This window comes from Rhodopseudomonas sp. (assembly GCF_048594845.1).
Taxonomy (GTDB): Bacteria; Pseudomonadota; Alphaproteobacteria; order Rhizobiales; family Xanthobacteraceae; genus Rhodopseudomonas.
Genome location: NZ_JBMDXE010000243.1, coordinates 26486 through 37279, shown reverse-complemented (window position 1 = coordinate 37279; position 10794 = coordinate 26486). Strand labels below are relative to the sequence as shown.

The following is a 10794-nucleotide window of genomic DNA, read 5'->3' as shown; positions in this document are numbered from 1 at the left end:
ATTGCCCGACAGCACGAACGGCGTCGCGAAGGCCAGTACGGAAAAGCACAGCAGCGGAAGGCCCTGCCCGCGCAGCGCGTTGTGTTTGCCTCGTCCGAGAGGTGTCATCGCGCGAATAGTCCCGAGGGTTTGAAGAGCAGGATGAGGAGCATCGCTCCGAGATAGGAGAATGCCGCGATCGTCGGGCTCGCCACTGTGCTGACGGCCGCCTGGGTGAAGCCGAACACCATGCCGACGATCAGCGCGCCGAGCACCGAGCCGGGGCCGCCGATGATCATGATGGCGAAGGCGGTGATCGACATCGTCCACGCCACGGTGAGGTCGAAGCTGTAAGCGAGCGCAAACAGGATGCCGCCGGCGAAGATCACCGCATTTCCGAGCGCGAAAGACAGGCTGTAGCTGGCCTTGACGTTGACGCCGCGCAGCGCAGCCGCGTCACGGTTTTGGAACACGGCGCGGATGGCGCGGCCGTAGCGGTGAAACCGCAGCAGCGCGAACAGGGCCGCGAGGATCGACAGCGCCAACGCCAGCACGACCAGACGGTTGGTGGCGATCGGTAGCGGCCCGACGAAGGTGATGCCGCTGACCAGCGGCGGTAGCTGGAACTGATCACTCCAGCGGCCATAGGTGGAGGAGAAGATGCCGGTGAGAATCTGGGTGATGCCGAGGCTCAGCACGAAATACGAGATGTTGCGGTTCGGAACGTCGTAGAACCGGCGCACCAGAATGTATTCGAGTGCGTAGGACAGCGGCACGCTGACGCCGATTACAAGGATCGCCGCGATCGCCGGGTGCACGCCCCAGCTGATCGTCATCGTCCAGCCGAGCAGTGCGGCGAGCACGAAGAACTGGCCGTTGGCGGCGTTCGGCATCCAGATCGAGCCATAGACGATCGTCACGCCGACGGCGACGAGGGCGAAGATCGAGCCCAGGATCAGCCCGGTCGAGATGGTCGATAGAAGAATGATCAGGTTCGCGTTGGACACGCGCGCTACTCCTCGGGAGACAGGGACCGCCGGCACCCGGCGGCCCGAATGATCATTGACCCAAGGATCACTTGACCAAGGTGTAGACGGGAATGACTTCCGGATCCCATTCGATGTAGAAAGCCTGCTTCGCCTTGTAGGACTTGGCCGCCACATCGTTGATCTGCAGGAAGTACATGTATTCCTTGCGGGCGCCGTTCTTGTCGAACTCGATCGGAACGCCCGACGTCGTCTCCTTGGTCTTCAGCGCCGAAATCGCATCGCGGAATTTCTCACGATCGTCCGCGGCTTCGGGATTCTTGTCGATCACTTCCCGAATGACGTTGGCGGTGACGTAGCAGAAATTCTCGCCGTAGGAAGGCGGGCGGTCGTTCTGGGCGACGAAGTCGGAGACGAAGCTCTTGCCCTCCGGCGTCAGCGAGTCGAGATTGGAATCGAAGAACGTGCCGTAATACGAGCCGACGCTTCGCTTGCCCCAGTTGATCACCTGGGTGGTGATGCCGAACGGGTGGATGATCTGCTCGGGCTTGACGCCGAGATCGAGCAGCTGATTGGTGATGGTGTTGTCGAAGCCTCCGGCGCCGCTGACGACGACGTAGTCGGGCTGGGCTGCGAGAATCTGCGCGGCCTGCACGGTGGCGTCGCTCGAACCCTGCGGGAAGGCGATGTCGGCGACGATGTTGAGGCCGGAGCGTGGCGCCTGATATTTGATGCCGGCGGTGATCGCCCGCATCAGCGCGTAGTCGGAATAGATCATGGCGATCCTGCCGCCGGGCTTCTGCTTCTCGACAAACTTCGAGATCGCATAGCCCCAGCCAACCGCGTCCGGCTCGAGGCGGAACGTGTAGCGGGTGCCCGGCTTGGTCAGCTGCGGGAACGCCGCGACCGGCACCACGAACGGCACCTTGTTCTGCTCGGCATAGCCGTAGACCGCGAGGCCGGTGTCGGAGCTGGTCGGCCCGCTGAGCGCCAGCACCTTGTCCTGCACATCGAGACTACGCGACGCCGCCACGGCCTGGGCTGGGCTGGTCTGATCGTCGGCGATGACGAACTCGATCTTGCGCTTGCCGGGCGGGTTGAGGTTCTTCTCGGCCAGCTTCAGGCCGGCAACGCAACTGGTGCCGAAGAAGCTCCACGGGCCGGTGAGTTCGGTGACGAAGCCAATCTTCACCGGCGGCTTGTCCTGAGCCATCGCCGTCACCGACGCGAGCGTCACGGACGCCGACGTCAGAGCGACCGTCAGCACGGATGTACGACTCTGCATGTTCGTTTCCTGTCCCTTGGATTTTGTTTTTGACGTTGTCGTTGGCCGGCGGGTCTTGCTGCCCGCCTTGCCGGTCGTCCGGCGGCTATGCCGCTTGTTTTCGTTTGCCGGAGGCATCGAGCAGGCCGGCGGCGATCAACGCCTGTCGGATGCGCTCGATCTCCGGCTCCTTCAGCTTGATCAGCGGCGGACGGACGACCGCCCGCGGCAACCGGCCGAGCAGCACCAGCGCCTCCTTCATGCGGTTGTGCATGTCGACGAACGGATCTGAGTAGAACACGCTGGCGATCGGGTTGATGCGATCGTTCAGACGGCGCGCTTCGGCCAGGTCGTCGGCCTGCACCGCACGTAACAGCCGCGCCTGCAGATCTGCGATCACGCTGCCGCTGCCCGATAGCAAGCCATTGCAGCCAAGTACAAGCGAGCTGAACAGCCACGCGCTGTTAGTGGACAGTACGTTGACCGGGTGGCTGCGCGATTGCAGCAAGCGCACTTGCGCTTCGTGCTGCGGCACAATTTGCGTCCAGTCCTTGATGGCGCGGATGCTCGGCACTTCGTCCATTAGCCGCGTCAGCGTCGCCAGCGGATAGCCCTGCCCGGTCGCCAGCGGATATTGAAACAGGATGATCGGCAGGTCGGAAGCCGACGCGATGGTCTTGAAGTGCGCAACCGCCATGTCGGCGCTCTGCCCCAGCGTGAACGGCGCCGGCGGAAACACCAGAAGCGCCGACGATCCGCCGGCCTGCGCGCGCTCGGCGATCCGCGCCGCCTCCAGGCTGCCATCGGCCCACACGCCGTGGACGATCGGCAAACGGTCGCCGATCTCGTCCATGGTGATTTCGAGCACACGGGTCTGCTCTTCGGCGGTGCACGACGCCACTTCGGTCGAATGCGCGTTGATGGTTACCGCCGACAGCCCTTCGACCGCCACGATATCGCGCAGATGGCTGCGAAAGCTGGCCTCGTCGATCGAAAAGTCCTCGTGGAAAGGAAGCAACACGGCGGGAATGACGCCATGCGGCACGTAGTTGCTGAAGCGGCTCATGTCGGTCTCCGGTGTTCCAAATTCAGGCGTGTCGTTGCATGCGCAGCGGGTAACGCTCGTCGAGCGGCCACATCAGCGCCAGGCGCGAAGCGACCTCGGCGGCCAGCGGACCGCAGGCTTCGATCTGCGCCCGCGTCATCCGGTTCGTCGGAGCCGCCACGGAGACGACACCGACACATTCGGTGACGCCGGACAGGCGCGGCGCCATAATGGGCGCAGCCACGGCGCCGACGCCGATCTCGTTTTCCTCATAGGTCACCGCAAAACCGCGACGGTTGGCGCCATCGAGTTCTTTACGCAGGGCATCAAAGTCGACGCTGGTATGCGGCGTCAGCCGCGCCATGCCGGCTTGCTCGACGAGGCACGCCGCGCGTTCCGGCGGCAGCGTCATCAGCCACGCCTTGCCCGTGGCGTGCGTATGCAGACTGACATCGAAGTTGAAATTCGGATCGATGCGTAGCGTGCGCCGGGTGCCGACGACCGCGTAGACCCAGGTGATCTTCTCGCCGCGCTCGACCACCGACAGGCGCACCAGTTCGCCGGTCCGCTCCGCGAGATCTTCCAGCAGGCTGGTGCATTGGCCGAGCAGGCCCGATTGCTGCAACTGCCGCAGGCCCAAATTGCTGATCCGATAGGTCAGGTAGTAGCGCTGCGCGACGTCATCGCGCCAGACGTAGCCGGCGTGCTCCAGCGTCTCGAGCAGTCGCGATGCGATAGCCTTGTTGACGATCAGTTCGCGCGAAATCTCCGCAAGGCTCAGGCCATCGGCGGCGCCGGACAGCAGCTGAATCGTTTCCAGCGCGCGCTCGACCGCCAGCACGGTGGTCTCGACAGGCTTTCCAGCGCCGCGCTTCGACCCCTCAGATGTCGTCGCCATCCGAACCTTCCCTGAGATCAGCTGCCTGCGCGTTGTACGCCCGGCAAGTCCATCCGATACATCGTTACTCTTAATTGGTAACGCCGTTACATTAATGCGACGGGGACCATCACTGTCAAGCGCTACGCACTGAGGCCGAGAGAAATTCATTGGCGCAGAATGTCGCGGCTGCGCCGAACTAATCGCTGTCCGGTTCAGGCCAGCCATTGCTAAGCGCGGCCCCGTGCCAGGATCATCTCGGCGGCCTTCTCGGCGATCATCGTGACGGCGGCGTTGGTATTGCCCGACGGAATTGTCGGCATCACCGACGCATCGGCGACGCTTAGCCGGGAAACGCCATGGACCGTCAGATCAGATGAGACGACCGCCATCGGATCGTCCCCCATGCGTGCGGTCCCGACGGGATGAAAGATCGTCGTGGCGATGTCGCCCGCCGCGCGCGCCAGCTGATCGTCGGTGCTGATGGCTGGACCGGGCTTCAGCTCCTGCGGCCGATATTCACTCAGGCGACGCGTCGCCATCAGCTTGCGCGCGTGACGGATGCTGTCGGCGGCGACGATACGGTCAGCTTCGGTCGACAGATAGTTCGGCCGGATCAGCGGTGCATCGCTGGGCGCGGCACCGCCGATATGGCTGCTGCCGCGACTGACGGGACGCAGGTTGCAGACCGACACCGTCAGCGCCGGAAAGCGATGCAGCGGCTCGCCGAAGGCTTCTAGCGACAGCGGCTGGACGTGATACTCGATATTGGCGCTGGCATAGGCGGGCGACGATCGCGTGAAGATACCGAGCTGACTAGGCGCCATTGCCATCGGGCCGCTGCGCCGCAGCGCGTACTCCGCCGCGACCCGCAGCTTGCCCAGCCACCCGGCCGTCATATCGTTTAGCGTACGCGCACCGGTGATACTGAACACCGTCCGGATCTGCAGATGATCCTGAAGATTCTCGCCGACGCCGGGCAGCTCGCGCTTGATCTCGATGCCGTGCGCCGAGAGCACATCACCGCGGCCGATGCCCGAGTGCTCCAGCAGCTTGGGCGTCCCGATCGCGCCGGCCGCGAGCACGATCTCGCGCGTCGCATCGGCCCGCAGCCGACGGCCCTTCTTGCCGAACACGATCCCGGTGGCGCGGCCCCCTGTTATAACGATGCTCTCGACCTCGGCACCTGTCTCGACCCGCAGGTTGCGGCGCTGCTTGACCGGATCGAGAAAAGCCTTGCGCGCGTTCCAGCGCACGCCGCGGCGCTGATTGACCGCGAAGTAGCCTGCACCTTCGTTGTCGCCGCGGTTGAAATCATCAACCGGCGGAATGCCGAGCTCGGCGGCCGCCTCGCGCACGGCATCGAGCACCGGCCAATGCAGCCGCTGCTGCTCGACGCGGAGCTCGCCACTCGCGCCGTGATACGCGTCGGCCGGGCCGTAGTGGCGCTCGGACCTGATGAAATAGGGCAGCACATCGTCCCAACCCCAGCCGGTATTGCCCATCTGGCGCCAGCCGTCGTAGTCGGCCGCCTGCCCGCGCATATAGATCATGCCGTTGATCGACGAGCAGCCGCCGAGCACTTTGCCGCGCGGATAGTTCAACGCGCGCCCGTTCAACCCTGGCTCGGACTCCGTCTTGAGGCACCAATCGACCCGCGGATCGCCCATCGTGTAGAGATAGCCGACCGGGATATGCACCCAGAGCCGATTGTCGCTTCCGCCCGCCTCGAGCAGCAGGACGCGGACGTTGGGATCGGCGCTCAGCCGATTAGCGAGCACGCAGCCGGCCGTGCCGGCGCCGACGATGATGTAGTCGAACTGGCCGACAGATGTCGCGACCGGCCCGGCCATGGATCAGGCGCCTTCGACCACGACTGTCTGCTGCTGATAGCCCAGCCCGTCGATCTCGAGCCGCATGACGTCGTTCGGCTTGAGATAGACTTGCGGCTTCATGCCGAGGCCAACGCCGGGCGGCGTCCCCGTAGTAATGACATCGCCGGGATGCAGCGTCATGAAGCGGCTGAGATAGCTGACCAGATAGGCGACGCCAAAGATCATGGTCCGCGTCGAGCCGTTCTGCCGGCGCACGCCATTGACGTCGAGCCGCATGCCGAGATTGCCCGCATCGGGAATTTCGTCGGCCGTGACGAGCCATGGCCCCATCGGCGAGAACGTGTCGTGACTCTTGCCCTTGGTCCATTGGCCCTGGCGCTCGATCTGCCAGGCGCGTTCGGAGACGTCGTTGACGATGCAATAGCCGGCGACGTGCTTGAGCGCGTCGGCTTCCGAGACTTTCTTGGCGCGGGTGCCGATGACGAAAGCCAACTCGACCTCCCAGTCGGTCTTTTCGGCGTCGGCGGGAATCTCCACCGGATCATAAGGCCCCGAGATCGAGCTCGTCGCCTTCATGAACACGATCGGCTCGGTCGGCACCGGCAGGCCCGACTCGGCCGCGTGATCCGAGTAGTTCAGGCCAATGCCGATCAGCTTGCCGACACGGCCGACGCAGGGGCCGATGCGGACCCCGCTCGGCGCCAGCGGCAGGCTTTGCGTGTCGAGCGCTGCAAGCTTGGCCAGGCCTTCCGGCGACAGAGCCGCACCGTCGATGTCGTTGACGACGCCGGCGAGGCTGCGCAGCGCGCCCGCATGATCGATCAGCCCCGGCTGTTCTTCGCCGATGTTTCCGAACCGGACGAGTTTCATGTCATTTCCCGCGATGAGAGGTTTCGGGCGCGCGCAGCGCCATTTCGAGCCAATAGCTGCCGCGCTGCTCGTCGGCGCGCCGCACGGCGCGCGCCGCATCGCCCGCGACGATAGGATCCGGCAGCCGCTCCGGCGGCAATCTCTGCTCGATCATGGCAAAGTACGCCTGCTTGCCCGGCCCGCCGCCATAGATCTTGCGCTCGGAGGTGGTGATGTTGCCGACCGCCGCATCGGCCCGCCACAGCCGCGCGCGGACGACGCCTTGACAACGCCCCAGCGCTTCGAGCCAGGCGCCGGCACATTCGTGCTCGTCGCCGTCCGGAAGATCGAACTGCATCGCCGTGACGTAAGGCGCCGGCCACGCGGTCGGGCCGCCGGTCTCAGCGATACGGGAATAGATGCTACGGACCGGATTGCGGAAATGCGTCAGCGCCTCGCGTGTCCAGTCGGTTGGCGCATTGAGCGCCGCCATGTAGGCGTCGGACGCCAGCACGCTGGTGGCGTCGGTTTCGTAAAACATCAGAAAATGCGGCGCATCGCTGACCGCGCGATAACGCCGGCCCTCGATGAAGCCCGGAATGGAAACCCGCTCCGGGATGTGCTCGCAATTGTGCCATTGCTGATAGCGCAGCACGTAATCGGCATCGATGTCGGCCGTAAAGGCCATCAGGCCAAAGCCCGAGGTCGCAACATTGCTCATGGCAAAATCCGAATGGCTCGAGGAGCGCCGCGACGATCGCGGCGCATGCGACTGACCGCTCGGCGCGATCAGAACTGGCCTTCGCGCTCTTCGTAATGCGTGGGCTTGTTGTGCGAGGGCATGTCGCGCTGCACCCAGTCAGCAACCCAATCGACCATTCGCGCCAAAGACACCGTCGGATAGCCGTACAGGCGCTGCGCCGCCAGCGTGGTGTTGTACCAGCCGGTGGAAGCTTCCTCGCCTTCGTAGATCGGCTTGCGGCCGAACTTGCGGCCGAACTCTTCGGCCACCAGGCGCACGCTCATGTGCTCCGGACCACCGACATTCAGCGGCGAAGTCGGCGTCGTCGCATGCGCGAGCGCGCCAAGGATCTGGGCGTTGCTGTCGCCCTGCCAGATCACCGACGCGTAAGCAGTGCCGATCGGGATCGGCGTGCCGTCCATCACCCAGCGGGCAATGTCGTAGAGTACGCCGTAGCGCATATCGATCGCGTAGTTGAGACGGATCAGCCGGCCCGGCGTGTTGTGGCGACGGGAGAAGTACGAGAACATCCGTTCGCGGCCGGTGCAGCTGGTCGCGTAGTCGCCGGCCGCATTAGGTTGCACAGACTCGTCCCAGCCCCCGCCCGAGATAGGCGCGAACGGATAGACGCACAGCGTCGAGAACGCGACGATGCGCGAGCGGTGGAAGCGCTCGGCGACCATCGCCGGCACATGCGTATTCATCGCCCAGGAAAAACTCGGATCGACGTCGGTACCGAACTTTTTGCCGGCCATGTAGATGATGTTCTGCACGTCCGGCAGCTTTTCGAGCCCACCGCGGTCGAGCAGATCGCACGAGATCGTCTCGATGCCCCAGCTTTCGAGCCGCTCGCGGAGGCCCTTCTCCGAGAAGCGCGCGACGCCGATCACCCGCTTGTCCGGCGCAGCCCGCTTGGCCATGCGCGCCAACGTCGGGCCGACCTTGCCGCCGACGCCGAGCACCATGATGTCGCCTGGAGCTTGTTCGAGCAATTTCGGCAGCCACACCGTGGGCCGCGACAACAATTCCTCGAGGACCTCCTCGTTCTCGATGGTCGCCGGCAGATCATGCGCCTGCAGGAACTCGCTCATTTTTGTTTCCTCCGTCTTATTAAGTTTTCACTTAATAGTTGGCCGAAGGGCTGTCAAGCGTGAGAAACCGCCGTCTTCGCGTGTGTGCGGCGCAAAAATTAAGGGCGAAGGAAACCCATGATGACGTCGATGATGAACTGCTCGCGCTGGCGAAGCCGCACCGGCGTCATTAGATCCTGATGCAGGATGACGCTAAGTGTGTACCGGTTCGACAGATAGAAATAGCCCTCGGCATTGATGGAAATGAACAGTTCGGTCGGATCGACACCCGCCCGGAAAACGCCACTAGCGACGCCGCGATCGAGCGTCTCGCGAATGAAGTCGAGCAGCGCGTCGTACATGCTGACGATCAACGGCGAGTTCTTGATGTGACGTGCGCGGTGAATGTTTTCTGAAACCAACAACCCGATCGTCTCGGGCGAATTAACGAACATCCGGAACGTCGACACGATGAGCTGCCGCATCGCCTCCTCGGGATCGGCACCACTCAGTTCCATATCCTTGTGATGCGAGCGCACGATCGAATACGCACGCTCCATCACTGCGATGAAGAGTTTCTCTTTGTTGCCGAAGTAGTGATAAACGAGATTGATGTTGCAGCGCGCCCGCTTGACGACTGCGTCGACCCGAGCTCCATCATAGCCCCGCAGCGCGAATTCGCGGGTGGCGGCGTCCAGGATCTTCGCTTTTGTCGCAGATGGGTCGCGGGCGCTGATCTTGGTTCTTGCACGCGGCGTCGTCATAGCCCCCGGCATCCAGTCATGATTCTGTCGATCGAAATCCGATTTTCGCTATTTCACCTTTTCTGACCAATCTGGTCAAACTGCGAGATCGGCCTCGAGGTCGGATCATGAAAACGTCCCGCCGATGCGCGCCTTCGAAGCCTCCCTAAGAGGGGGACAGGCCGGACGCCACCGCGCCGCCGAAACGAGCCGTCTCTCCAAAGACAGGCAGAACCTTTAACGAGACCGCGGCTTGCTTTCGCCGATGGTACAGTGGATGTCCGCTTCTGGCCCGAATCCGAAATTTGGCAGCGTTCCTGCTAGTCCGGTCACGGGGCCATACGGGACATCCGACGGCATCGGCCACGAATTACGCCAGTAGATCGCGGACAATTCATCCGTCAGTGTATTTCGGTTTTGAAACCGGACATAGCGCCATGGCGCGGTGGGCGTTCTCGCAGCGACCTCGGTCGGCCAGTCAAGAAAGCGACTTCGCCGGCACGATCGGACTCCTAGAGCGTTTCGCCACTCAGGCCCTATCCATCCACCACCTTGGCCCATGAACGCCCGCTTTCGGATCGAAGCAGTCAATCAACCGAGCATGCAGGACCGCTTACCTGCGCTTCTGACCCTAAGCTGACATTCGATGAGACCATTCGGTTTGTAACCCGACGCATATTCCGGCTTGCTTTAACAGACTGATTGTCTTCGGAGTAGAGAGCAGCCGTAAACATGGCCTGAAATGCGCGATCCGAGTAGTACGACAATCGAAGATCTGGATGTAGGGCCGCAGTCGTTATGAAAAACGGCCCATGCGAATCATTTTTCATCGGATTTTGCGGGTTGTTCAGCATACACCTTTTCGAACCGGAACGATTCCCCACCCGGGATGCCCTCTCGGGTTTCGGGATGAGGGTCCGGGTGATGAAGGTTGTAGAACTCGACGATCTTGAAGCCGCATTTGTTGATGTAGAAGTGGATGTTGCGCTTCTCGAAATACGGCGTGTGGGTTTCCCACGCCAACGTGTCGGGATACATCGCTTCGATCGCACGCCACGCTCTGGAGCCGATGCCTTCTCCGTGATGTTCGGCAGAGACGAAGAACAGATCGAGCGCATTGTGATGCGTGGCGGTGTCGATCGACACCACGGCCCCGCCGACCCGCACGCCATCGAGGACGATGTGATACGTGGCCGCACCCGGCGCATGGAAGAACTCGCCGAGTTCTGCATCCGACGGGATCGGACCTTCGGGCTGCGTCCCGAACGCCGCCGTGAACCCGGCGGCGAAGGCGTCCTGCAGACTTAGCTGGAAATCCGCCAGATCAGCTTCCTGCGCCGGAACCAGGATGACACGATTTGCCTCGTCCAATTTCATTGCTTCGTCTCCTGCATTGTCGACCTG

Annotated in this window: 10 protein-coding genes; all 10 read right to left on the bottom strand. The window is 63.1% G+C overall.

The genetic code is table 11. The annotated features are described in order from the left end of the window. Positions 1 to 104: 104 nt before the first annotated feature. Positions 105 to 986: a branched-chain amino acid ABC transporter permease gene (locus tag ACOJTD_RS15770; protein WP_420133835.1), complete on the bottom strand. Its 882-nt coding sequence runs from the start codon at positions 984 to 986 to the stop codon at positions 105 to 107. A gap of 67 nt (positions 987 to 1053) precedes the next feature. Continuing rightward, on the bottom strand, positions 1054 to 2250 hold the full coding sequence (locus tag ACOJTD_RS15765; protein WP_420133834.1) for an ABC transporter substrate-binding protein: 1197 nt from the start codon (positions 2248 to 2250) through the stop codon (positions 1054 to 1056). A gap of 85 nt (positions 2251 to 2335) precedes the next feature. Then, on the bottom strand, positions 2336 to 3295 hold the full coding sequence (locus ACOJTD_RS15760; RefSeq protein ID WP_420133833.1) for a dihydrodipicolinate synthase family protein: 960 nt from the start codon (positions 3293 to 3295) through the stop codon (positions 2336 to 2338). A gap of 22 nt (positions 3296 to 3317) precedes the next feature. Continuing rightward, positions 3318 to 4115 (bottom strand): IclR family transcriptional regulator, encoded by a 798-nt coding sequence (locus ACOJTD_RS15755; protein WP_420133832.1) that lies wholly within the window; start codon positions 4113 to 4115, stop codon positions 3318 to 3320. A 266-nt stretch (positions 4116 to 4381) separates the two neighbouring features. Further along, complete coding sequence (locus ACOJTD_RS15750) at positions 4382 to 6004, bottom strand: GMC family oxidoreductase (RefSeq protein WP_420133831.1); 1623 nt, start codon at positions 6002 to 6004, stop codon at positions 4382 to 4384. 3 nt (positions 6005 to 6007) lie between these two features. Continuing rightward, positions 6008 to 6856, bottom strand: coding sequence for a fumarylacetoacetate hydrolase family protein (locus tag ACOJTD_RS15745; RefSeq protein WP_420133830.1), 849 nt, complete (start codon positions 6854 to 6856; stop codon positions 6008 to 6010). Position 6857: 1 nt separating this feature from the next. Then, positions 6858 to 7556: a hypothetical protein gene (locus tag ACOJTD_RS15740; protein ID WP_420133829.1), complete on the bottom strand. Its 699-nt coding sequence runs from the start codon at positions 7554 to 7556 to the stop codon at positions 6858 to 6860. A 68-nt stretch (positions 7557 to 7624) separates the two neighbouring features. Then, the gene (locus ACOJTD_RS15735) at positions 7625 to 8668 is read right to left on the bottom strand and encodes an NAD-dependent epimerase/dehydratase family protein (protein WP_420133828.1); all 1044 of its coding nucleotides are present in this window, start codon (positions 8666 to 8668) and stop codon (positions 7625 to 7627) included. A 98-nt stretch (positions 8669 to 8766) separates the two neighbouring features. Beyond that, complete coding sequence (locus ACOJTD_RS15730; protein ID WP_420133827.1) at positions 8767 to 9411, bottom strand: TetR/AcrR family transcriptional regulator; 645 nt, start codon at positions 9409 to 9411, stop codon at positions 8767 to 8769. Positions 9412 to 10209: 798 nt separating this feature from the next. Continuing rightward, the gene (locus ACOJTD_RS15725) at positions 10210 to 10767 is read right to left on the bottom strand and encodes a GNAT family N-acetyltransferase (RefSeq protein ID WP_420133826.1); all 558 of its coding nucleotides are present in this window, start codon (positions 10765 to 10767) and stop codon (positions 10210 to 10212) included. Positions 10768 to 10794: the final 27 nt, after the last annotated feature.

What these genes read in the sequence shown, in the direction of transcription:
- ACOJTD_RS15725 (WP_420133826.1), bottom strand. Translation starts at nt 10,767, where the DNA reads ATGAAATTGGACGAGGCAAATCGTGTCATCCTGGTTCCGGCGCAGGAA.
- ACOJTD_RS15745 (WP_420133830.1), bottom strand. Translation starts at nt 6,856, where the DNA reads ATGAAACTCGTCCGGTTCGGAAACATCGGCGAAGAACAGCCGGGGCTG.
- ACOJTD_RS15740 (WP_420133829.1), bottom strand. Translation starts at nt 7,556, where the DNA reads ATGAGCAATGTTGCGACCTCGGGCTTTGGCCTGATGGCCTTTACGGCC.
- ACOJTD_RS15750 (WP_420133831.1), bottom strand. Translation starts at nt 6,004, where the DNA reads ATGGCCGGGCCGGTCGCGACATCTGTCGGCCAGTTCGACTACATCATC.
- ACOJTD_RS15760 (WP_420133833.1), bottom strand. Translation starts at nt 3,295, where the DNA reads ATGAGCCGCTTCAGCAACTACGTGCCGCATGGCGTCATTCCCGCCGTG.
- ACOJTD_RS15735 (WP_420133828.1), bottom strand. Translation starts at nt 8,668, where the DNA reads ATGAGCGAGTTCCTGCAGGCGCATGATCTGCCGGCGACCATCGAGAAC.
- ACOJTD_RS15765 (WP_420133834.1), bottom strand. Translation starts at nt 2,250, where the DNA reads ATGCAGAGTCGTACATCCGTGCTGACGGTCGCTCTGACGTCGGCGTCC.
- ACOJTD_RS15730 (WP_420133827.1), bottom strand. Translation starts at nt 9,411, where the DNA reads ATGACGACGCCGCGTGCAAGAACCAAGATCAGCGCCCGCGACCCATCT.